Source organism: Litoreibacter ponti (assembly GCF_003054285.1).
Classification (GTDB): domain Bacteria; phylum Pseudomonadota; class Alphaproteobacteria; order Rhodobacterales; family Rhodobacteraceae; genus Litoreibacter; species Litoreibacter ponti.
Map to the genome: position 1 here is coordinate 153,952 of NZ_QBKS01000002.1, position 20,428 is coordinate 174,379.

23 protein-coding genes and 2 tRNA genes are annotated in these 20,428 nt (G+C 61.9%); 6 read left to right on the forward strand and 19 right to left on the reverse strand.

Going from position 1 to position 20,428, the window contains the following annotated elements; genetic code table 11:
- The first annotated feature begins 104 nt into the window (after nt 1-104).
- The 3 genes from bhcR to C8N43_RS14680 are packed head-to-tail and all read left to right on the forward strand — an operon-like array spanning nt 105 to nt 3,665.
- Nucleotides 105-935: an HTH-type transcriptional regulator BhcR gene (bhcR, locus tag C8N43_RS14670; RefSeq protein ID WP_107846521.1), complete on the forward strand. Its 831-nt coding sequence runs from the start codon at nt 105-107 to the stop codon at nt 933-935.
- A 24-nt stretch (nt 936-959) separates the two neighbouring features.
- Complete coding sequence (locus tag C8N43_RS14675; RefSeq protein WP_107846522.1) at nt 960-2,612, forward strand: AMP-binding protein; 1,653 nt, start codon at nt 960-962, stop codon at nt 2,610-2,612.
- A 12-nt stretch (nt 2,613-2,624) separates the two neighbouring features.
- Nucleotides 2,625-3,665, forward strand: a complete 1,041-nt coding sequence (locus C8N43_RS14680; RefSeq protein WP_107846523.1) for a succinylglutamate desuccinylase/aspartoacylase family protein — start codon at nt 2,625-2,627, stop codon at nt 3,663-3,665.
- 109 nt (nt 3,666-3,774) lie between these two features.
- Here the strand turns inward: C8N43_RS14680 and C8N43_RS14685 are convergent, their stop codons facing one another.
- The 16 genes from C8N43_RS14685 to C8N43_RS14760 form a co-directional block, all read right to left on the reverse strand.
- A complete protein-coding gene (locus tag C8N43_RS14685) occupies nt 3,775-4,629 on the reverse strand; it encodes a 3-oxoadipate:acetyl-CoA acetyltransferase (protein ID WP_107846524.1) in 855 nt (284 codons plus the stop codon).
- On the reverse strand, nt 4,622-5,164 hold the full coding sequence (gene pcaG / locus C8N43_RS14690; protein WP_107846525.1) for a protocatechuate 3,4-dioxygenase subunit alpha: 543 nt from the start codon (nt 5,162-5,164) through the stop codon (nt 4,622-4,624). Before pcaG ends, C8N43_RS14685 begins: the two co-directional genes overlap by 8 nt.
- Nucleotides 5,164-5,883: a protocatechuate 3,4-dioxygenase subunit beta gene (pcaH, locus tag C8N43_RS14695; RefSeq protein ID WP_107846526.1), complete on the reverse strand. Its 720-nt coding sequence runs from the start codon at nt 5,881-5,883 to the stop codon at nt 5,164-5,166. The genes pcaG and pcaH overlap by 1 nt, the downstream gene beginning before the upstream one ends.
- On the reverse strand, nt 5,880-6,578 hold the full coding sequence (locus tag C8N43_RS14700) for a D-lyxose/D-mannose family sugar isomerase (protein WP_107846527.1): 699 nt from the start codon (nt 6,576-6,578) through the stop codon (nt 5,880-5,882). Before C8N43_RS14700 ends, pcaH begins: the two co-directional genes overlap by 4 nt.
- Before the next feature lie 104 nt (nt 6,579-6,682).
- Nucleotides 6,683-6,757, reverse strand: a tRNA-Phe gene (locus tag C8N43_RS14705).
- A 124-nt stretch (nt 6,758-6,881) separates the two neighbouring features.
- Nucleotides 6,882-7,088: a DNA gyrase inhibitor YacG gene (locus C8N43_RS14710; RefSeq protein ID WP_107846528.1), complete on the reverse strand. Its 207-nt coding sequence runs from the start codon at nt 7,086-7,088 to the stop codon at nt 6,882-6,884.
- Nucleotides 7,085-8,113, reverse strand: a complete 1,029-nt coding sequence (locus tag C8N43_RS14715; RefSeq protein WP_107846529.1) for a ribonuclease E/G — start codon at nt 8,111-8,113, stop codon at nt 7,085-7,087. Before C8N43_RS14715 ends, C8N43_RS14710 begins: the two co-directional genes overlap by 4 nt.
- Nucleotides 8,110-8,679: a Maf family protein gene (locus C8N43_RS14720; RefSeq protein ID WP_107847265.1), complete on the reverse strand. Its 570-nt coding sequence runs from the start codon at nt 8,677-8,679 to the stop codon at nt 8,110-8,112. The genes C8N43_RS14715 and C8N43_RS14720 overlap by 4 nt, the downstream gene beginning before the upstream one ends.
- Before the next feature lie 23 nt (nt 8,680-8,702).
- Nucleotides 8,703-8,921 (reverse strand): translation initiation factor IF-1, encoded by a 219-nt coding sequence (infA, locus tag C8N43_RS14725; RefSeq protein ID WP_007205486.1) that lies wholly within the window; start codon nt 8,919-8,921, stop codon nt 8,703-8,705.
- Nucleotides 8,922-9,024: 103 nt separating this feature from the next.
- Nucleotides 9,025-9,486 carry an arsenate-mycothiol transferase ArsC gene (locus C8N43_RS14730; protein WP_107846530.1) on the reverse strand — a complete coding sequence of 154 codons (462 nt, stop codon included), beginning with the start codon at nt 9,484-9,486 and terminating at the stop codon, nt 9,025-9,027.
- A 4-nt stretch (nt 9,487-9,490) separates the two neighbouring features.
- Complete coding sequence (locus C8N43_RS14735) at nt 9,491-9,961, reverse strand: UPF0262 family protein (RefSeq protein ID WP_107846531.1); 471 nt, start codon at nt 9,959-9,961, stop codon at nt 9,491-9,493.
- Nucleotides 9,954-11,258 (reverse strand): histidinol dehydrogenase, encoded by a 1,305-nt coding sequence (gene hisD / locus C8N43_RS14740; RefSeq protein ID WP_107846532.1) that lies wholly within the window; start codon nt 11,256-11,258, stop codon nt 9,954-9,956. The genes C8N43_RS14735 and hisD overlap by 8 nt, the downstream gene beginning before the upstream one ends.
- Nucleotides 11,259-11,289: 31 nt before the next feature.
- Nucleotides 11,290-11,784, reverse strand: a complete 495-nt coding sequence (locus C8N43_RS14745) for a GNAT family N-acetyltransferase (RefSeq protein ID WP_107846533.1) — start codon at nt 11,782-11,784, stop codon at nt 11,290-11,292.
- Nucleotides 11,781-12,260 carry a DUF2948 family protein gene (locus C8N43_RS14750; protein ID WP_107846534.1) on the reverse strand — a complete coding sequence of 160 codons (480 nt, stop codon included), beginning with the start codon at nt 12,258-12,260 and terminating at the stop codon, nt 11,781-11,783. The genes C8N43_RS14745 and C8N43_RS14750 overlap by 4 nt, the downstream gene beginning before the upstream one ends.
- Nucleotides 12,257-13,522, reverse strand: a complete 1,266-nt coding sequence (gene murA, locus C8N43_RS14755; RefSeq protein ID WP_107846535.1) for a UDP-N-acetylglucosamine 1-carboxyvinyltransferase — start codon at nt 13,520-13,522, stop codon at nt 12,257-12,259. The genes C8N43_RS14750 and murA overlap by 4 nt, the downstream gene beginning before the upstream one ends.
- Nucleotides 13,523-13,525: 3 nt before the next feature.
- On the reverse strand, nt 13,526-13,708 hold the full coding sequence (locus C8N43_RS14760; protein ID WP_107846536.1) for a hypothetical protein: 183 nt from the start codon (nt 13,706-13,708) through the stop codon (nt 13,526-13,528).
- Nucleotides 13,709-13,803: 95 nt separating this feature from the next.
- Between C8N43_RS14760 and C8N43_RS14765 the strand changes: the two genes are divergently transcribed.
- From C8N43_RS14765 to C8N43_RS14775, 3 genes are all read left to right on the forward strand, one after another.
- Nucleotides 13,804-13,878: transfer RNA gene (locus C8N43_RS14765), tRNA-Thr, on the forward strand.
- Between the two features lie 130 nt (nt 13,879-14,008).
- Nucleotides 14,009-15,553 (forward strand): sensor histidine kinase, encoded by a 1,545-nt coding sequence (locus C8N43_RS14770; RefSeq protein WP_107846537.1) that lies wholly within the window; start codon nt 14,009-14,011, stop codon nt 15,551-15,553.
- Entirely contained in the window at nt 15,550-15,975 is a 426-nt protein-coding gene (locus C8N43_RS14775) for a response regulator (RefSeq protein ID WP_245913041.1), read from the forward strand. Before C8N43_RS14770 ends, C8N43_RS14775 begins: the two co-directional genes overlap by 4 nt.
- A gap of 111 nt (nt 15,976-16,086) precedes the next feature.
- On the opposite strand, the gene C8N43_RS14780 is transcribed toward C8N43_RS14775, so the two are convergent.
- The 3 genes from C8N43_RS14780 to C8N43_RS14790 all read right to left on the reverse strand — a co-directional run bounded on the left by C8N43_RS14780 (nt 16,087) and on the right by C8N43_RS14790 (nt 20,386).
- Entirely contained in the window at nt 16,087-17,967 is a 1,881-nt protein-coding gene (locus C8N43_RS14780; protein ID WP_107846538.1) for an acyl-CoA synthetase, read from the reverse strand.
- A gap of 148 nt (nt 17,968-18,115) precedes the next feature.
- Complete coding sequence (lysM, locus tag C8N43_RS14785; RefSeq protein ID WP_107846539.1) at nt 18,116-18,541, reverse strand: peptidoglycan-binding protein LysM; 426 nt, start codon at nt 18,539-18,541, stop codon at nt 18,116-18,118.
- Between the two features lie 33 nt (nt 18,542-18,574).
- Complete coding sequence (locus C8N43_RS14790) at nt 18,575-20,386, reverse strand: ABC transporter transmembrane domain-containing protein (RefSeq protein ID WP_107846540.1); 1,812 nt, start codon at nt 20,384-20,386, stop codon at nt 18,575-18,577.
- Nucleotides 20,387-20,428: the final 42 nt, after the last annotated feature.

Sequence of the window (20,428 nt, forward strand, 5' to 3'; positions counted from 1 at the left end):
TTTTTTGAAATTATTTTCCGTAATATGAAAAATGCGTATTGCATATATTTTTCAGCTAGTTAGATTTTTTAAATCACGGTGTCGTTTTTCATAAGGTGAATTAAATGCTGGAATCTGCCCCCAAAAAACGTGCTAGAGGACGGCCCAAGGCCTTCAACGACAAGTCCGAGCAAAACACCGTGCAGTCGCTGGAGCGCGCGCTTTCCGTGCTGAAGCATCTGGCCGAACAGCGCGGGATTGCCCTGTCCGACTTGGCCAAGGAGACGGATCAAAGCCCTGCCACGCTCTACCGCATCCTGACGACCTTTCAGCTGCACCAGATGACCGAGTTCGACGAGAACGAGCAGCTCTGGCATATCGGCGCGGGGGCGTACCGGGTGGGTGCGAATTACCTGCGCCGCACCTCGGTGGTGGAACGCTCACGGCCCGTGATGCGCCAGCTCATGCAGGATACCGGTGAGACAGCGAACCTTGGGGTGGAGCAGGCCGACATGGTGCTGTTTGTCAGCCAGGTGGAAACCCATGAAAGCATCCGTGCCTTCTTCCCGCCCGGCACGCAAAGCAAGATGCACGCCTCTGGCATTGGCAAGGCGCTGCTGGCCTACTACCCGCCGGAGCGCCTGGATCAGTGGTTCCTGCAACAGCGCCTGACCCGCTACACCGACGCGACGATCACCGACCCGGATGTGCTTCGCCAAGAGCTGGCCGATATTCGCGTCACGGGCCTGAGCTTTGACAATGAAGAGAAGAATATCGGGATGCGCTGCATCGCTTCGCCCGTGTTCGACGGCTTCGGGGAGCCGGTGGCGGGCCTGTCGGTCTCTGGCCCGTCGAGCCGCATGACCGACGCGATGATCGACGCCATCGGGGCCCATGTGAAAGCCGCCGCCGCGCGCGTGACCGAAGCAGTTGGCGGCCAGCCGCCGGAACGCTAGATTTCGCGCAACGGAGGAAGAGTGATGAGCGACCGACGCCCGATTGACGGCCTGTCCCATGTGATTGGCGCGAGCACGCCGCCGCTGCTGGACCTGACGATCCCTGAGCTTTTGGCCCAGACCGCAGCGCGCCTGCCCGATCGTGAGGCTTGCGTTTTCCCGGCTCAGGACATCCGCTGGAGCTACGCCGAGTTCGCGCGTCAGGTCGACCGGCTTGCGGCAGGGCTTGCCAGTCTGGGCCTCGAGAAAGGCTACCGCGTCGGCATCTGGTCGCCCAACCGCGTCGAATGGCTGCTGACGCAGTTCGCGACTGCCCGTATCGGGGCCATTCTAGTCTGCATCAACCCGGCCTACCGCCAGTCAGAGCTGGATTACGCATTGAACAAAGTGGGCTGTGCCGCGCTGATCACGGCGCAGAGCTTCAAATCGTCCGACTACATCGCGATGATCCGCGCGCTCGACCCGCGACCATCTACCCTGCGCCACCTGATTGCGATGGGCGACCCGCCAGAGGGTTTCTTAGGCTTTGACGATATCTTGTCCAATGACGCGCCGCCCGAGGTCGCGATGGACCCGCACGAGCCGATCAATATTCAATACACCTCCGGCACAACAGGCAGTCCCAAAGGCGCCTGCCTGACCCACCACAACATCGTCAACAACGCCTATTTCACCTGCGCCACGATGGGCTTCACCGAAGCCGATCGGCTCTGCATCCCGGTGCCCTTCTACCATTGCTTCGGCATGGTTATGGGGACCTTGGGCTGCGTCGCCCATGGCGCGACGATGGTGGTGCCCGGCGAAGGGTTCGAGCCGGAGGCGACCTTGCAGGCCGTCCACGACGAGCGCTGCACGGCGCTCTACGGCGTCCCGACCATGTTCGTGGCCGAGATGGCGTTGCCAAGTTTCGACACGTTCGATCTGTCGCATCTGCGCACCGGCATCATGGCGGGGGCCCCCTGCCCCCGCGCGATCATGGAGCGCGTGCAGCGGGACATGAATATGACCGGCGTGACCATCGCCTACGGGATGACCGAGACCTCGCCCGTTTCGTTCCAATCCGGGCTCGACGATCCGCTGGACAAACGCGTGGGCACCGTCGGGCAAATTCACCCCCATGTGGAGGTCAAGATCGTGGATGAGAGCGGCGCAACTGTCCCGCCCGGAACACAAGGCGAGTTGCTGACGCGCGGCTATTCGGTGATGCAAGGTTATTGGGGCGAGAATGCCAAGACCTCCGACGCGATCAGGGACGGGTGGATGCATACCGGCGATTTGGCGACGATGGATGCGGAGGGCTATGTGCAGATCACGGGCCGCGTGAAAGACATGATCGTGCGCGGCGGCGAGAACATCTACCCGCGCGAGATCGAAGAATTTCTCTTCACCCATCCCGACGTGGCCCAAGCGCAGGTGTTCGGCATTCCCGACGATGTCTATGGCGAGATCGTCTGCGCGTGGCTGGTGCTGCGCGACGAAGCGTCCGTGTCAGAGTCGGATGTGCAGGCCTTCTGCAAGGGCCAGATCGCGCATTACAAACTGCCCGCCCACGTGCGGTTCAAAGACGAGCTGCCGATGACGGTGACCGGCAAGCCGCAAAAGTTCATCATGCGCGACGCGATGGTGGCGGAGCTTGCGAACGCCCGGGATAAAGCGCAAGAGAGCTTAGCGAAATGAAGTGAGACCGCCATGGCCCGCGCGCCTTTCAAGATCAACGGCACCGAGATCGCGCCCGGAGCGCGGGCGACCGTAAACCTCCCTGTCTCGACCCTGTCTGACCACACACCCGTGACGATGGCGGTGCATGTGATCCATGGAAAACGCGCAGGCCCAACGATGTTCGCATCTGCAGGCATTCATGGCGACGAAGTCATCGGGGTCGAAATCCTGCGCCGCCTGATGCACACGCCTGCGCTTGCGACCCTGCGCGGCACGTTGCTGGTCGTGCCGATTGTCAATGCGTTCGGGTTTCACAACCATTCGCGCTACTTGCCGGACCGCCGCGATCTGAACCGCTCGTTCCCCGGGTCCGAGCGCGGCTCGCTGGCCTCCAGGCTGGCGCATATCTTCATGGAACAGGTGGTCGAGCAGTGCGATTTCGGGATCGATCTACACTCGGCGGCGATCCACCGGACAAATCTGCCGCAGATCAGGGTCTCGGGCTCAGACACTTCGAAAATGCCGATGGCGCGGGCGTTTGGCGCACCGGTGATCCTGACCTCGGCCTTGCGGGAAGGCTCCCTGCGCGCCGCGGCACGCGACAAGGGGATCGACGTGCTGCTCTATGAGGCGGGCGAAGGCCTGCGCTTTGACGAGATGTACGTGCGCGCGGGCGTCGCAGGTATTCTGCGCGTCATGGTCCACCGCGAGATGCTGGCGCGCAAGGCCGTGGCGAAAGCCAAGGTGGCGCCGGTCTTGGCGAAGTCGTCGAAATGGCTGCGCGCGCCGGCAGGCGGGCTTTTGCGCAGCTACAAGAGCGAAGGCGAGATGGTGCGCGAAGGCGAGCTGCTGGCAATGGTGTCAGACCCGTTTGGCGAGGCCGAGCGGGAGCTGGTGGCAAGCTTTGATGGCGTAATCATTGGTCGAGCCGTGATGCCGGTCGTGAACGAAGGCGATGCGGTATACCACATCGCTGAAGTGGTCTCTTACGCGAAGGCCGAAAGTGCCGTGGAAGACCTGACGAGCCAGCTGGAAGAAGACCCGCTGTTCGACGAAGACGAAATCATCTGAGCGGGAGCGAAACTGCGTCGACGCAGTTTTCGAAATCCGTCTTGGAAGACGGTTTCCGACGCGAATTCCAATTCGCGTGACAAAGGCCGTTCGAACGGCCTTTCCCGGCTCACTGGATCGGCCTAAGTCCCAGCAGCTCTCGCGCCTGCGCGGGCGTCGCAATCGGCCGCTCGTACTTTTCACAAAGCTCTGCTGCCCGGGCGATTAGCGCGGCATTCGATGGCGCAAGCGTTTCGCGGTCGAGGCGCACGTTGTCCTCTAACCCTGCGCGGGTGTGACCGCCCGCGGCGATCGCCCATTCATTGACCACTATCTGGTTCTGACCGATGCCCGCGGCACACCACGGCGCCTCCGGCGCACGGGTTCGCATCGTGTGGACATAGAAGTCGAACACCTCGCGATCAGCAGGCATGGCATTCTTCACGCCCATAACGAACTGCACGTAGAGCTTTCCATAGAGCGTCCCCGCCTCATGCATACGGATCGCGTGCAGGATGTGGGACAGATCGAAGGCCTCGACCTCCGCCACGACCTTGTGGGTCCGCATCTCAGCTGCGAGCCAGGCCACAAGATCAGGCGGGTTCTCATAGACGCGGCTTGGAAAATTGTTCGACCCGACCGAAAGCGAGGCCATATCGGGCCTCAAGGACAGCATCGCGCCGCGCTCCTGTCCCGCACCTGACCGCCCTCCGGTCGAGAATTGGATGATCACGCCGGGGCAGTGTTTCTCGAGGCCCTCTTTCAGCCGCGCGAACCGCTCGGGGTCCGAGGTCGGCGTCTCGTCTTCCTTGCGCACGTGGGCGTGGATGATCGACGCTCCGGCCTCCACCGCCGCGTGGCTGCTTTCGACCTGCTCGCTGACGCTGATCGGCACCGCCGGGTTGTCGGCTTTGCGCGGCACCGACCCTGTGATCGCGCAGCACAGGATGCAGGGTTTTCCCGCGACGGATTGAGCTTCAGACATTGAGAAATACCGTTTCATTTTCGCCTTGCAGACGAATGGTATGCGCGTAGCGCGCACCATCCCGCGCTGCGATCATCGTGTGCGCCCGGTCGCCGGCTGCGGCGAGCACCGTGTCCTTTGAATTATCGAGATCCCCGAAATATATCCGCGTATGCAGGCCCAGGTTGATGCCCCGCGCCACGATCCAGAGCATCAGATGGGGCGCCTGCCCCGGCAGCGCGCCCGGGCAGATCGTATCGATATGGATCGCGCCGGTCTCTGCATCCGCGGGCAATCGCGTCCAGCCGTGCGCGCCGCCGGTGTCGAACCGGCCGTCCGCATCCGGCTGCCAGACTTCCACCATCGCATCGCCCACCGGCGTGCCCGCCCCGTCCAGAAGAACGCAATCCACCTGTACTCGCTCGCCCTCACCGGCCATCGGGTGGGCGCCCAAATCCTGTCCCTCGTACATCCCGGAAAGGCCCGCGAAGCTGGGAACGCATCCGATATGAACATACGGCCCGGCTGTCTGGGACGGGCTTTGCTTCAGTGCCATCAGTTCCCCTCCGGTCGGTTCTCAAACGGGGTCGAGCCACGTCCGCGCAGCACGATGTCGAAGCGGTAGGCGCGAATGTCCATGGGCACCGTATGCTCCATATCAAGCTTGGCCACGAGAGACTCTACCGCATCGGGGTCCGGGATGGTCTGCACGATCGGGCAGAGCGGGATATGCGGATCACCTTCGAAATACATCTGGGTGATCAGGCGTTGGGCGAAGCTCTCGCCAAAGCAGCTGAAATGGATATGCGCGGGCCGCCAGTCATTGCCGCCGTTGGGCCACGGGTAGGGCCCGGGCCGGATTGTGCGGAAGGAATAGGCGCCATCCTCGCCCGTAATCATCCGCCCACAGCCGCCGAAATTCGGGTCAAGCGGAGCGAGATAGCCATCCTTCTTGTGGCGATAGCGCCCGCCCGCATTGGCCTGCCACACCTCGATCAACGCGCCGCCCACCGGACGGGCCTGCTCGTCGAGAAGCCGCCCATGCACGATGATGCGCTCGCCAATAGGCTGCTGGCCGGGTTGCGCGTAGTTCTGGATCAGATCGTGGTCCAGCGGGCCAAGGAGGTCATGGCCAAAGGTCGGCCCGGACAGCTCACCGGGCCCTTGCTCGATCTCGAGCAATTTGTGGGACGGCGCGCGCAGCCGGGTGCTGCGGTAGTCCGGCGTCAGCGCCGGAGGGTGTCGATCAAGATCCTGCGGCGCAACCTTGTTCATTTGGCCAAAAGGCCCCAAGCCTCGTAGTCGGACACAAGCAGATGGGTGGGATCGACATCCTCCTCCACCTGCGCGAAACGCCCGATTGGCTGGGTGAAGACATTGTCAGTCAGATCGTCATTGACCGCAGAGACTTCACCGATCAGCACGTCGCCGCCCGCGCCCCAGAACTTGTGCCAGTTGCCCGGGCGCAATGTCACGCTTTCGCCGGGCGAAAGCTCCAGGACATCGCCCGCCTTCAATATGCGCGGGATGCCGTCGCAGGCCACGGGCACGTCCGCGTGCGGGTCGAGGTTTCCCTCCGCATCGCTTTCGAACATTTCGATCGCCAAAGTGGCGCCACCACGATTGATGATGTCCTCAGTCTTGAAGATGTGGCGGTGCATGGGCGAGATCTGATTTTCGCGCGAGATCATGATCTTCTCGGCATAGCACATGCCGCCGCCCTTCTTCTCGAGCTCCGACAGCACGCCGTTTCGGGTCGTGAACAGGAACAGGCCCATCTTCTCGAAGTCGCCATCCCCGTAATCTGTGATGTCCCAACCCAACCGGGCGGAAGTGATGCCGCCGATCTCCCCCTTGCGCGCCTGCATCTCAGCCGGGCTCCAATAGGCGAACGGCGGCAGTCGGAACCCGAACGAGGCGATAAAGTCATCAGCCTGCGCGATAATGGTGTTGATTTCGGAGCGTTTCACCGGTCGCCTCCCGTTCCAGCGTCAGAGGAATTCCTATCAGGCAAGCGGGCGCGATGAAAAGAGATTTCCGTCGTGAGAGCAGGACGGCGATTTGGGTAAATGGATGGTGCCCGGGGGCGGAATCGAACCACCGACACGAGGATTTTCAATCCACTGCTCTACCCCTGAGCTACCCGGGCACCGGGTGTTCGCATAGAGGCCTTACCTGCGAACGTGGGCCTCTTTAGGCCAGTGGTTTCATGCTGTCCAGAGGGGATTGGCGAAATTTTCGGACCGAGGCATTGCCCCCCGTCAAGCGAGCTTTCAATGGGTCTTGCGCGGGGTGTTGGAGGCGATCTCGCCCAACGCCTTTTCAAGCTCTTCCATCAGTTCGTCCTCGTCATCAGGGTCCTGGCTTGGGACCGCGTAGGCGCCCGTCATCCAGCGACCCAAATCCACATCCGCACAGCGTTTGGAACAAAACGGGCGGAATTTGGCATCCGTCTCCTTGGAGCAGATCGGGCAGCTCATTGGATCAGTCCTTTGGGCAGTGGCAAGCGCTCGCGCTTTCGTTGCAACTCAAAATGCCCCAGCGGGGTCCAGCCGACAAGGGAGGTCTCGATGCTGTCTGCGCGGAAAGCCTGCCGCAACGCGACCTCGAACTGCTTGCGGTCCTTTTTGGGCATCGGCGCGAGATCAAGCGTGATCTGACCGCCAAGCCCGCGCAGGCGCAATGCGCGGGGCAAGACCTTGGCCATGGCCAGGTTCGCCTTCAGGCCCGCAGCGGGCGAGAAATCCCCACCTGTGTTGACATCGACCGCCACCAGCGCGCGCGTCGGCTCTATGAAGATCGAGCCTTGGGCAATCGGCACCTGCGGATCATCAAGGGCGGCCAGCGCATCGAGAACGCCGTGCGCCTCGAACCCCTCCACGTTCTCGTCTCCATAGGGCCAATCACGCCACGCCAGATCATGCGGCCCGGGCGCATCGACCAGAAGCTCGGGCGGGCCTTCCGTGTCCGCGAGCACCGCATCGGCCAGATCGAGCAGGCTATCTGCTTCCTCGGCGATATCGTCAGGATCAAGGCCGACCGCGCCGGTGCGCAGGATCACGCCATGCCCGGCCTCAGGCGCGCGGGAGCGGTGCAGCGCCTCGAGCAGGGTCTCACGCACGTCCTCATCGCGGATCTGGCGGGAGACGTTTAGACCCTTCGCCCCAGGCGTCACGATCACGGCGCGGCCCTTGAAGATCAGCCGATCCGTGACCGGAACGGCCTTGTGCGGCTCAGCGTAGGAGGTCACCTGCACGAGCATCGTCGCGCCGGGCTTGAGCCCCTGCGCGCCGCGCAAAAGCGCGGTGTCACCGTCCGGGAGCTTGATGATCATGCCGCCCTGTCCCTTCACGGGGCGGTCTGCGGTGGCGCGGAAAATGGCGCCGGGCGCGGGTGGTGCATCATCTGCGGGGGCAAGCAACAGATCGTCGAGTTGTCCATCCACCAGCCGGGCCGCGGCCTCGCGCCCGTCAAGCTGGCCCAATACGATCCGCGCGCCCTTCATCGCCGCGCCTCGAAGCCCGCGGCGCGCAACAGGACCGCGGCTTCGGCCACTGGCAGGCCGACCACGGCCGTGTAGGAGCCCTCGATCCACGGGATGAACGCGCCTGCGGGGCCTTGGATCGCGTAGCCGCCCGTCTTGCCCTGCCAATCGTCGGTTGCCAGGTAGCCGTTCAATTCTTCGTCCGAGAGCGATTTCATCTTCACAGTTGTGACCACGTCTCGCTCCCAGATCTGCGCGTCACGCTTCACAGCGACCGCAGTGATGACCTTGTGGCGGCGCCCGGACAACGACAGCAGAAACTGCGCCGCCTCGGCCGCATCGGCGGGCTTGCCCAGAATGCGCCGTCCCACGGCGACCGTCGTATCCGCGCACAGCGCGACCTCATCCGGGGCAAGCTCCAACGCCTCCGCCTTGCTGCGCGCGATGCGCTGACAATAAGCGCGAGGCAGCTCACCCGGCTGCGGGGTCTCGTCAATGTCGGGGGGGCGCACGTCGTCGGGTGTGATCCCCAGCTGCGCCAAAAGCTCCAGCCGCCGCGGCGAGCCAGAACCCAAAACCAGCCGCAACCCGGGGTCCCGGGCCAGCGTGGTCACTTGAAGCGGTAGTTGATCCGACCCTTGGTCAGATCATAGGGGGTCATCTCGACCTGCACCTTGTCGCCTGCCAGAACACGGATGCGGTTCTTGCGCATCTTGCCTGCCGTATGTGCGATGATCTCATGGCCGTTTTCCAGCTCGACCCGAAATGTCGCGTTCGGCAGGAGTTCCTTCACGACGCCGGGGAATTCGAGCAGTTCTTCCTTGGCCATGTTCACTCCGTTGTTGCGCCCACCAAGCTGCGGGCGTGGCACTAAATGCGCCGGGTCTTGGGGGTTTTCAAGGGTTAACTCGCCCCAAGTGCGGCGCGGCGCGCTATTTTAAGGCCGTTGGCGGGCCAAATCGCTTGAGGATGCGCTCTTTGATCTGGTCGCGGGCCATGCGGTACGAGTTCAGCTTTTCCTCACGCCCCTCGCCAAGCCCCGTGGGATCAAGGATCGGCCAGTATTCGACATCTAGATGGTAGAGACGGGTCATCTCCAACGCCTGGCGCTGCGAGGCAGGGCTGAGCGCCACAATCAAATCGAAGCCCGACAGATCGTCCCCCCATTCCTGCATCTCCTCAAAGCTGCGGGTGCGGTGGCGCGACAGCTCGACCCCCAGCTCGGCGCAGACTGCGACCGAGAAGCCGTCGATGTCGAGATCGTTCTTCACCCCCGCCGACTGGATATAGATGTCGGTGCCGTAGAACTTCTTCATCAAGCCCTCGGCCATCGGAGAGCGCACTGCGTTGTGGTCACAGCAGAACAGCACCGATTGGGGATGATCCGCCGACATCCGCTCAGCCCCCGAAATGAAGAACGCAGATCAGGGTGAAAAGGCGCCGTGCGGTGTCACTATCGACCTCGGCCTTGCCCTCGAGACGCTCCATCAAAACCTGGGCGCCCTCATTGTGAATGCCCCGGCGGGCCATGTCGATCGTCTCGATCTGTGCCGGGGAGAGCTTCTTGACCGCGTCGAAATAGCTTTCGCAGATCTGGAAGTAGTCCTTCACGACCTGTCGAAACGGGCCGAGGGACAGGTGAAATTCCACCGCCTTCTCATCCGCTTCGGTCTGTACATCGAACACCAGCCGACGCTCTCGGATCGCAAGCTCAAGCTTGTAGGGCCCCTCCGGCGCGCCGTCCTGCGGCAGGGCGAAGCTGTTCTGCTCCAGCAGATCAAAGATGGCGACCTTGCGTTCCTGCTCGATCTCGGGCGTGGGGGTCGGAAGGCCGCTATCGTCGATGCGGACCGCGCATAGCTTACTCATCGTTTAACCTTTCCAATCGTGCCCTGACCGACAGGCCATGCGCCTCTAGCCCTTCGGCTTTTGCCAGCGTTTCTGCCGCGGGACCAATGGCCTTGAGCGCCTCGGGCGTCATGCGCGCCAATGTGGTGCGTTTAACAAAATCCATCACAGACAGGCCCGACGAGAACCGAGCCGAACGCGCAGTCGGCAGCACATGGTTCGGCCCACCGATGTAGTCACCAATCGCCTCGGGCGTGTACGCCCCAATGAAAATCGCGCCCGCGTGGCGAATGCGCGCCGCAATGTCGTCGGCATTTTCACACGCGATTTCAAGATGTTCCGGCGCAATCCGGTCGGACAGGGTGACCGCCTCATCCATGTCCTGGACGACCACCACCGCCCCGTAATCCTGCCAGGACGGCCCCGCGATCGCGCGGCGCTCCAGCGTCTTCAGGCGGCGCTCCACCGCATCGGCGACCGCTTGCCCGAATTCTGCATCATCGGTGATCAGGATGCTTTGCGCGCTCTCGTCATGTTCGGCCTGGCTCAGCAGATCGACCGCGACCCAGTCGGGGTCGTTGTGCTTGTCGGCGATCACAAGGATTTCCGACGGACCGGCGATCATGTCGATGCCGACACGGCCAAAGACACGGCGCTTGGCGGCGGCCACGAAGGCATTGCCGGGACCTGTGATCTTGTCGACCGGGTCAATGGTCTGCGTGCCAAACGCCAGCGCCGCGATCGCCTGCGCGCCGCCGATCCGGTAGATCGTCTCGACCCCGGAGAGCTTTGCCGCCAGCAACACCAGCGGGTTCGCAACGCCGTCCGGCGTCGGCGCACAGATCACCAGACGCTCAACGCCTGCGACCTGAGCCGGGATCGCATTCATCAGAACCGAGGACGGATAGCTTGCCAGCCCGCCCGGAACGTAGAGCCCCGCGGCCTCGACCGCCGTCCAGCGCCAGCCAAGCATTTCGCCGTGCGGGCCGTCCCAGGATGCGTCGCTCGGCATTTGCCGGTCGTGATAAGCGCGGATGCGGTCGGCGGCGAGCTCAAGTGCCGCGCGTTCCTCTGGCGACACCTTGGCGATTTCGGTCTCGATCTCGTCTGCGCTGAAGGCGAGCGTTTCGGGTGTCAGCTGCATCCGGTCGAACGTCGCGGTCAGCTCGATCACCGCCGCGTCGCCGCGGGCGCGCACGTCCGCAATAATGTCGGCCACGGTGGCGTCCACATCCGGGCTGTCCTCGCGCTTCATCGTCAGAAGGCGCGCGAAAGCGGCATCAAAATCGGCATCTTTGCTGTTCAAAAACATCGGCATGAGCGTGTCATATAGCGCGCGCGGGCGGGGCTCAACGACCCAAAGCGCGCACCATGAATAAATCGTCTACGCCCACGCCGTCGCGCATCACCGCATTGGGGAGCTTGCCGTACTGGACATAGCCCAGTTTTTCATAAAACCGGATCGCCACTGCATTCTGCCCTTCGACATAAAGCTCAAGCTGGGTGACCCCTTCAAATATCGCATGCGCCTCAAGCTGCTGCATCAGCCGCGCCGCAAGACCCAAGCCACGCGCAGCAGGGCGCACGTAGACCGCGCCAAGCTCGGCCCGGTGGCTGGTCAAGTCCTTCCCGGACTTTCGGCCGTAGGCCACGACCGCCATCAACGCACCGTCGACAAAGCCGCCAAGGACCTGGCCCTTCGCAAGCTTCGCCGCCACGCTCGCATCACTTTCCGCAAGAAATTCGTCCAGCGTCGTCAGAAAGGCGCTTGGGCAAAGGCGCAGTCCCTCCGCGCGGATATCGCGCCACGCGGCGAGATCCTCCGCCCCGAGCCAGCGGATCATTCCGGGTGCTCTGGCGCCTGACCGGAGGGGGCGACATAGGGGCGTGTGACGTCTTGCAAAGTCACGTTGATGCACTCGACATCCAACGCGAGAGCACCGTCGCCCGCCAGGGTCAGCTCGAACCGCCCTGCCCCGTCCTCGCCAGGCAACCATGCTACTGAAAGCAGCGACAGGACCAAGCCCGCATCGGAGCGATCAAGCCCGCTGGACGCAACCTTTTTCACGTCATCAAACGCGAGAACCGAGCGTACACGCTCAAATTCGCGCCCCAATCGTCTGGCCTTTGGCGCGTCCTCCCAGCGGAAGCGATTGAGCAACAGGGCGAAGCGCCGCTTCGACGGGGTCCACGACATCTCACCCACGGGAAACACGGCGTCCTGGATCAGGGAGGATACGACTTTCAGGTCCTCCGCATCCTCAGCCCGCAGCCGCAAGCCGCGCTCCGCACCATCCTCGAACCGGGCGTCATCGCTCATTCGGGCACCCTTTTGATCAAGGCCCCGACCCCGCTCAATTTCTCTTCGATCCGCTCGTAGCCACGGTCGAGGTGATAGACCCGGCCCACCGTCGTCTCCCCCTCTGCCGCGAGACCCGCAAGGATCAGCGAGACCGAGGCGCGCAGATCCGTCGCCATCACCTGAGCGCCTTTCATTTTTTCAACGCCGGTCACTTTCGCATGCCCGCCCTGCACGTCGATCTGAGCGCCCATCCGGATCAGCTCTGGTGCGTGCATGAAGCGGTTCTCGAAAATCGTCTCATGCAGCTCGGAGGTGCCATCTGCCAGGCACAGCGCCGCCATCATCTGCGCCTGCAAATCCGTCGGAAATCCCGGGAACGGCTCGGTTTCGACATCGACGGGGCGCAGACGATCGCCATTATGCGACACCTTAAGCCCGCGATCCGTTTGAGAAATCTCGACGCCTGTGGCCTCCAGTTTATTGCAGAAAGCATCAACGAGATCACGACGCCCGCCGATCAGTTCCACCTCGCCGCCGGCAATCGCCGGCGCGATCATGAAGGTGCCAAGCTCAATCCGGTCTGGGATCACCTCGTGGGTGGCGCCATGCAGACGGTCCACGCCCTCGATTGTGATCTCGGACGTTCCGGCACCGCTGATCTTGGCGCCCATCGCGCTCAAACACTTGCACAAATCAACCGTATCCGGCTCGCGCGCCGCATTCTTGATCACGGTCGTCCCCTTCGCGAGCGTCGCCGCCGTGATCGCGTTCTCGGTCCCGCCCACGGTCACGAACGGGAATTCGATCACCGCTCCGGCCAGCCCATTGGGCGCGCTGCAATGCACGTAGCCTTCGTCCAGCGTAATCGTCGCCCCCAGCTTTTCCAAAGCCATCAGGTGCAGGTCGACCTTGCGCGCGCCGATAGCGCAACCGCCGGGCAGCGACACCGTCGCCTCGTGCTCGCGCGCGACCAAGGGACCCAGAACATTGAACGAGGCGCGCAGCTTGCGCACCATCTCGTAGTCCGCCTTGCGATTAGTGATCTGCCCCGCGGACAGCACCATCACGTTGCCGCCGTTCAGCAAGGCCACCTCGCAACCAAGGCTTTCCAGCAGGGCCGACAAGGTCCCGATATCCGACAGGCGCGGCACATTGGTCAGGGTCAGCGGCTCGTCGCTGAGAAGTGCCGCCGTCATCAGTTTGAGACAGGTATTCTTCGCGCCCGAGATGGGGATTTGCCCCCGCAAGGGGCCATTGCCCGTCACGATGATCTTGTCCATATTTCACTGCCCTTTTTGCTCGTTATTGCCCGCGTCCGCGGGGGATTTTCTGGCCCGTGCCTGCTGCTTGCGCCGCCCCATATTGGCCTTCAGCGCAGCCTTCAGCCGGGCCTTCCGCGCATCCGCCGCGCTGGAAGGTCCCGATTGTGGCTTGGCGGGCCGCTTCGGGGGCGTCTTTTCGCTCATGCGACGGTGTTACCGCAAGCCGCCAAAAGGGTCCAGATAAGGGTTGCACCCAGCCAGATTTGGTCTTATCCAGCCGCTCACACGCAGGTGGAGATGCTGTGGTAGCTCAGTGGCAGAGCACACCCTTGGTAAGGGTGAGGTCGAGAGTTCAATCCTCTCTCACAGCACCATCTCGACCCTCCAATCCTCGAAAATTCTGAGAACTCGCCTGGCTGGCTAAGTTATTGCATTAGCTTAACTCGCCATTAAGAGCCCGGTCGCTATGGGTGTCTGACTGATAGCGACAAATCAAGCGTTTCCATGACCTCCGAGCGTTCCGCACATATGAGCCTCAGGCGCATTTTTCTCATGTACCTCGCGGCCCTGGCCGTTTTGTTTACGAGTGTGACGGCCTCGCTGTTTCTGACCGACAGGGTGACGAAACAAGTCGAGGTCGACGCGTCCGAGATCAATATCAGTGGGCGCCAGAGGATGCTCAGTCAGCGAATTATCTATCTGTCTCAGGACCTTCTGACCTCTGATGGGGCCGATACGGAAAACACGCGCATGGCTTTGCGCACCGCCATCGAAGAGCTGGAGGCAGCCATAGACCTGTTCGAAGCCTCGCATATTGCTCTGAGCACCCGAAGCGATCTGGATGCAGCCCGGGTCGAGCTGTATTTCGCCAGCATCGACGGGGCCACACCTCTGAATGCCCGCGTGAAAGACTACCTCGTGCAGGCGCGCAAGATCGTCGACGGAAACGACACCGCGCAGAGCCTGCAACGCCTCAAAGAGATTGAGCGCGGTGGGCTTTTGGCGGATCTTGATAAGGTTGTCGCGGCAACCGAGGCCGCGTCGCTGCAACGTCTCAACACGATGCGGGACTTGGGGTGGTATTCGCTGATCATTGCGCTTGCGATCATTGTGGTGGAGATACTTTTGGTGTTCCTGCCCGGTCACCGATTGATCCAGGCGACTCTGGACACGTTGCGGGCGCGCAACGTGCAGCTCTCTGACGCTCACAAGAGCCTTCAGGCCAAGACCCAGTCCCTTCTCGCTAAGAACGAGCAAATCGCATCGGATCGAAAGCGTCTCGAGGACGCCTGGCAGGAAAGCGAGGCGCTTCGCCGGGAGCAGTCCGATTTCACGTATGCGGTCTCACACGACCTGAAATCACCCGCAAATACGATGCATCTTTTGCTCAACGAGATGTCGCTCGAACACGCACCGAAGATGGATGAGGACGGAAACCAACTCCTCGAGATGGCGCTCGGCACGGTGAAGCGCATGGAGATGCAAATCGAAGACCTGCTGCAATACTGCTGGGCCACCAATCCACAAAGCGAGCCGGAAACCCTTGACCTGAACGAGTGCGTTTCTGATGTGCTGGTCGAGTTCAACGACGAAATTTCTCAAAGGGATGCCCGCATCGATGTGGAACCCCTACCGCAATTCTTTGGACATCCGATGCAAATCAAGGTCCTGCTGAAAAACCTTGTTCAGAACGCGCTTAAATTCCAACTCGATGGTGCCCAGCCGCAGATCACGATCGGCGTAAATGACCTTGGCCCGAGCGGAGTGATCGAGCTTTGGGTCCGTGACAACGGTATCGGGATTTCGCCAGAGAACCATTCAAAGATATTCGGCTTGTTCCAAAGACTGCACGTTCGCGAGAGTTATCCGGGAACCGGCCTTGGGCTGACGACATGCCACCGCATCGCAAGAAATCACGGAGGCAACATCATGGTCGAGTCGGAAGAAGGCGCCGGAAGCTGTTTCATTGCGACCCTGCGTCCGGCCGCCCTTCGCCCGAGTACGATCGAACTTGACGACGAGCTATCCATAACAAGGAGCGCTGCATGAACTCCAAAAGCGATCCGGGCCTGGGACGGGTGATGCTGGTCGATGACGAAAGCTTCGATCAGATGATGTACAAACGCATTCTCGGGCGCTCGAAAATGGCGCAGGAAATCCTGTCATTCACCTACGCAGACGAGGCTTTGGAGTACTTGTCGGATCCGGCCAACCCACCAGTTGATTTGATATTGCTGGATATCAACATGCCACGCATGTCCGGCTTCGAGTTTCTCGAGGCAGCAGAACTCCAACTAGGTCCCAGGTTTCGCGCGGCTGTTGTCATCATGTTGACGACATCGCTTAGTGTCGCCGATCAGGCACGAGCCGCGCAGTTCAACGCCGTGAAAGCCTATTTCAACAAGCCACTGGAGCCGTCCGATTTGGAGGTCGCCGCGAAACTCGTGCAGGGGGCGATGCCCGCTGCTTGATCGACAAATATTGTGCCTGCGCGCAAATCCAAGGGTCCGGAAAACCGGCCAAGGGGCTGATCAAAGAAAAATGGCCGCGGATCAACGCGGCCATCTCAATTCATTTTTAAATCAGGCAGCCCATTCCCATGGACGGGTGAAGGATCCCAAGACTTCTTTCACCTGATCCTCGGACGCGTCGCCTTTCTTGGCCACTTGTGCGACCAGACCGCGCTTCTTGTCCTCGAGAACTGCGATGACCTCGGCTTCGACATTCGCCTCGTCGAGCGCCGCATTGTAGATCCTCGTGATCGCCCGCTTGCGCAGATCAGGCTTGAAGATTTTGCCCACAGCGGTTTTCGGCAGCTCGTCCATCAATTCGATATACTTCGGATGCGCGGCGCGCTCGTGGACCTTATCCTTCGCGTATGCCATCAGATCATCAATCGACGCTTTTCCGCCGGACACCAGCTCGACATAGACGCACGGAATTTCGCCGGCATGCGCATCGGGTTGTCCAATGGCACCGGCGAAGGCGACGTCGGGGTGGCCGGCAAGGGCCTCTTCGATCTCGGCCGGGTCGATATTGTGACCGCCGCGGATAATCAGATCCTTCGCGCGACCCGTGATCCAGAGGTATCCGTCCCCGTCCAGGCGACCAAGATCGCCGGTGCGCAGGAAGGTCTCGTCATAGTAAAGGTCCGCGTTTTTGTCGGCCTCGGTATATGTGTTCCCTGCGAACACACCCGGGTTGCTCACACAAATCTCGCCGATCTCGTCGACACCGCAGACGGATCCATCGGCGACATTGCGGATCGAGACATCACAATACGGGAATGGGATCCCGATCGAGCCCACCTTCTTCTCCCCCGACGGCGGGTTGATCGAGACAAGGCAGGTAGCTTCGGTCAGCCCGTAGCCCTCGACGATCGTGACCCCGCAGGCTTTCTCGAAGCGGTTGTACAGCTCGACCGGCAGCGGTGAAGAGCCCGAGAATGCGATCTGAAGCGACGAGATATCCGCATCAACCGGCCGCTGCATCAGCGCGGAAATCGCTGTTGGCACCGTGATCATGAACGTCACCTTGTAGCGTTCGATAAGCTTCCAGAAGTTGTCGAACACCCCCTCGCCGCGATAACCTTGCGGGGTCGGGAAGACCACATGCGCGCCCGACGCAATCACCGACATCAGCACCACGTGTGATGCGAAAACGTGGAAGAGCGGCAACGGGCACATCAGCACATCCTGCTCGGTGAAGAGCAGTTTGCGCCCGAGCCAGCCATTATAAATCACCCCGGAATACTTGTGCTGGGCAACTTTGGGCATGCCCGTGGTGCCGCCCGTGTGAAAGTAGAAGGCGACGCGATCCGTTCCGCTGTCCTCGAACATCAGGTCGGTCGATTTCTTCGACGCCTCGGCCACGAAATCGAGCACTTTCGCGTGGTGCGTCGTAGTGGTTTTAGGGCGCAGGAACGGAACGATGAATTTCTTCAGACCACCCAGGTAGCGCAGCAGATCAACCTCCAGAATGTGCTTCACATTCGGGGCGTGGGCGACCGCTTGGGCCACCTTTTGTGCGAGATCGGTTTTGGGAAATGGCTTCAGGGTCACGACGACCTTTGCGCCGGTTTCGCGCAGGATCGCGCTGATCTGCTCTGGCTCGAGCAGCGGATTGATCGGATTCACGATGCCCGCGATTGAGCCACCAAGAAGCGTGTAGGCGGTCTCGGATGCGTTGGGCAGCACGTAGGCCACTACATCGTTCTCGCCGATCCCGAGATCGCGAAACAGGTTGGCGGCCTGCATGCATTTGCCGTGAAACTGCGTCCAGGTCAGCGTCTCGTTCTTGTCGGTGGCGCCCGATGTCAGCTGATAGGAGAACGCGTTGCGCGTCGGAAACTTGTCGCGCGTCGCGGACAAGAATTCGTACATTGTGCGCGGCAGATCCCGCTCCTCCCAGGCACTTTCGGCCTGAATCGCATCACGGTCCGCCTTATTCGCGAAATTTCCCATAGAGTCCTCCCTTGGTGGGCCTTTGTGACCGGCCCTTTTCCTCCGCCCAAAGGTGGGAGGAATTGTCGCGTCGCGCAAGTCTGACGCCACGCCAAAACTCAAAAAAAAGGGGCCAGACCGGCCCCTTTTCGTTGAGATGGTGTCCCGATCAGCCTTGCGGGATGCGCAAAACCTGGCCGGGGTAGATTTTGTCAGGGTGGGTCAGCATCGGCTTGTTGGCCTCAAAGATTTCTTCGTAGCGCGCGCCATTGCCTAGCGTTTTGGCTGAGATCCCCCAGAGCGTGTCGCCCTTCTTGACCGTGTGGAAGACCGGATCGCCGCCCGAGACCTCGTCCTCTACCGCGGCGACGCCTTCGACATTGCCTACTGCGAGAATGATCTTTTCCTTCACCTCTTGGCTGACCGCATCGCCTACGACCTTCACCTTGTCCCCCTCGACCGAGATATCGAGGCCGGTGGCGTCCAGTCCCAGGTCACTGATCTCTTTTTGCAAGGTCTCCGCGTCCGGCTCCGCGGCTTCGGCTGCGCCGAACAGCGATTTTCCGGCGTCTTTCACAAAGCTCCATAGTCCCATGATCTTCTCCCCTTCCTTGTTTTGTTGGCACGGCTATTCCGCGGCCAATCCTTCGGTAAACTGCAATCGGGCCAGCCGCGCGTAAAGCCCGCCCTCGGCGACAAGTGCATCATGCGTGCCGGTGGCGACGATGCGCCCGGCCTCGAAGACCACGATACGGTCGGCCTTTTTCACGGTCGCAAGCCTGTGCGCCACGACCAGCGTGGTGCGGTCCTTCGACAGACGCTCGACCGCCATCTGCACCGCCGCCTCGCTTTCCGCATCAAGCGCCGATGTCGCCTCGTCGAGCAACAGGATCGGCGCATCGCGCAAGATCGCCCGGGCCAGCGCGATGCGCTGCTTCTGCCCGCCCGACAGCATCACGCCGCGCTCGCCCACATAACTGTCATAGCCATCCGGCAGGCCCACCAGGAACTCGTGAGCCGCGGCGGCCTTGGCGGCCTCTTCCACGTCTGCATCGCTGGCGTCAGGCCGCCCGAAGCGGATGTTTTCGCGAGCAGACGCCGCAAAAATCACCGGGTCTTGCGGGACAAGCGCCACGGAGCGGCGGAAATCGGCGCGGTCGATCTCGCGCAGGTCGTGCCCATCCAGCCGGATGGATCCCGCATCGGGGTCATAAAACCGCAAGATCAGCTGGATGATCGTCGACTTGCCCGCGCCCGAAGGCCCGACCAAGGCGACAGTCTCCCCCGGTTTGACCTCCAGCGACACACCATCAAGCGCCGCGACCGTCGGGCGCGCGGGGTAGTGAAAGACGACGTCCTCGAACGTCACACGGCCTTCCAAGCGGCCCAGTTCCGGCGCGTCCTGCGGATCCTGTACCGTGTCTTCGGCCGACAGCAATTCGACCAGCCGTTCGGTCGCGCCTGCGGCCCGTTGCAGCTCGCCCCAGATTTCCGACAGCGCGGCGACGCCGCCCGCGACCATGATGGCGTAGATCAGGAACTGCACCAACTCGCCCGGCGTCATCGCCTCCGACTGCACATCGCGCGCCCCGATCCACAGGACACCGACAATCCCGGCGAAAACCAGAAAGATCACGATCACCGTCATCACCGCGCGCGTCGCGATACGTTTGCGCGCGGCGTCAAATGCAGCCTCGGTGAAGCCTGCGAAATGTGCGCGAGACGGTGCCTCATGGGTAAAAGCCTGAACCGTCTGCACGGATAACAGCGCCTCGGACGCATTGCCCGATGAGGCCGCGATCTGGTCCTGATTCTCCCGCGAGAGCACCCGCAGACGGCGCCCCAGCACGATAATCGGCACGATCACCGCAGGGACGATCAGCAAAACCAACGAGCTTAACTTGGCCGAGGTCAGCAGCATCAGCACCAAACCACCGATGAAAATCAATATGTTACGCAAAGCGATGGAGACAGAAGAGCCAATCACCGACAAGATCAGCGTGGTATCGGTCGTGATGCGCGACAGCACCTCGCCGGTCATCACCTTCTCGAAGAACGCAGGGCTCATCCCGATGGTCTTGTCGAACACCGCGCGGCGGATATCGGCGACGACCCGCTCGCCGAGCCGGGTCACGAGGTAGTAGCGCAGGCCGGTTCCGACGGCCAAGATCGCCGCAATGCCCAGAGCAGCCCCGAAATATTGATTGAGCAGCGTCGCCTCGCGCGCGTCGAAGCTGTCGACGACCCGGCGCACCGCCATGGGCAACACCAAGGACACACAAGCGGTGACCGTCAGCGCCACGAGCGCCGCGATCATCAGGCCCAGATACGGCTTCATGAACGGCCAAAGCGCCTTCAACGCGCCGATGCGCTTGGACTTCGCGCGCTCGGCCTCGCCGCCCGCGGCAGGGCCCATCGCCGGGCCGGATGCGTCTGACATGGTCTCTCCCTTGGTCGTCCTACCGGATTAAAGGAGCGTGGC

Excerpts from the sequence above, each read along its gene's own strand:
- bhcR (WP_107846521.1), top strand. The coding sequence starts at position 105 with ATGCTGGAATCTGCCCCCAAAAAACGTGCTAGAGGACGGCCCAAGGCC.
- C8N43_RS14675 (WP_107846522.1), top strand. The coding sequence starts at position 960 with ATGAGCGACCGACGCCCGATTGACGGCCTGTCCCATGTGATTGGCGCG.
- C8N43_RS14680 (WP_107846523.1), top strand. The coding sequence starts at position 2,625 with ATGGCCCGCGCGCCTTTCAAGATCAACGGCACCGAGATCGCGCCCGGA.
- C8N43_RS14685 (WP_107846524.1), bottom strand. The coding sequence starts at position 4,629 with ATGTCTGAAGCTCAATCCGTCGCGGGAAAACCCTGCATCCTGTGCTGC.
- pcaG (WP_107846525.1), bottom strand. The coding sequence starts at position 5,164 with ATGGCACTGAAGCAAAGCCCGTCCCAGACAGCCGGGCCGTATGTTCAT.
- pcaH (WP_107846526.1), bottom strand. The coding sequence starts at position 5,883 with ATGAACAAGGTTGCGCCGCAGGATCTTGATCGACACCCTCCGGCGCTG.
- C8N43_RS14710 (WP_107846528.1), bottom strand. The coding sequence starts at position 7,088 with ATGAGCTGCCCGATCTGCTCCAAGGAGACGGATGCCAAATTCCGCCCG.
- C8N43_RS14715 (WP_107846529.1), bottom strand. The coding sequence starts at position 8,113 with ATGAAGGGCGCGCGGATCGTATTGGGCCAGCTTGACGGGCGCGAGGCC.
- infA (WP_007205486.1), bottom strand. The coding sequence starts at position 8,921 with ATGGCCAAGGAAGAACTGCTCGAATTCCCCGGCGTCGTGAAGGAACTC.
- C8N43_RS14730 (WP_107846530.1), bottom strand. The coding sequence starts at position 9,486 with ATGTCGGCGGATCATCCCCAATCGGTGCTGTTCTGCTGTGACCACAAC.
- C8N43_RS14735 (WP_107846531.1), bottom strand. The coding sequence starts at position 9,961 with ATGAGTAAGCTATGCGCGGTCCGCATCGACGATAGCGGCCTTCCGACC.
- hisD (WP_107846532.1), bottom strand. The coding sequence starts at position 11,258 with ATGCCGATGTTTTTGAACAGCAAAGATGCCGATTTTGATGCCGCTTTC.
- C8N43_RS14745 (WP_107846533.1), bottom strand. The coding sequence starts at position 11,784 with ATGATCCGCTGGCTCGGGGCGGAGGATCTCGCCGCGTGGCGCGATATC.
- C8N43_RS14750 (WP_107846534.1), bottom strand. The coding sequence starts at position 12,260 with ATGAGCGATGACGCCCGGTTCGAGGATGGTGCGGAGCGCGGCTTGCGG.
- murA (WP_107846535.1), bottom strand. The coding sequence starts at position 13,522 with ATGGACAAGATCATCGTGACGGGCAATGGCCCCTTGCGGGGGCAAATC.
- C8N43_RS14760 (WP_107846536.1), bottom strand. The coding sequence starts at position 13,708 with ATGAGCGAAAAGACGCCCCCGAAGCGGCCCGCCAAGCCACAATCGGGA.
- C8N43_RS14770 (WP_107846537.1), top strand. The coding sequence starts at position 14,009 with ATGACCTCCGAGCGTTCCGCACATATGAGCCTCAGGCGCATTTTTCTC.
- C8N43_RS14775 (WP_245913041.1), top strand. The coding sequence starts at position 15,550 with ATGAACTCCAAAAGCGATCCGGGCCTGGGACGGGTGATGCTGGTCGAT.
- C8N43_RS14780 (WP_107846538.1), bottom strand. The coding sequence starts at position 17,967 with ATGGGAAATTTCGCGAATAAGGCGGACCGTGATGCGATTCAGGCCGAA.
- lysM (WP_107846539.1), bottom strand. The coding sequence starts at position 18,541 with ATGGGACTATGGAGCTTTGTGAAAGACGCCGGAAAATCGCTGTTCGGC.
- C8N43_RS14790 (WP_107846540.1), bottom strand. The coding sequence starts at position 20,386 with ATGTCAGACGCATCCGGCCCGGCGATGGGCCCTGCCGCGGGCGGCGAG.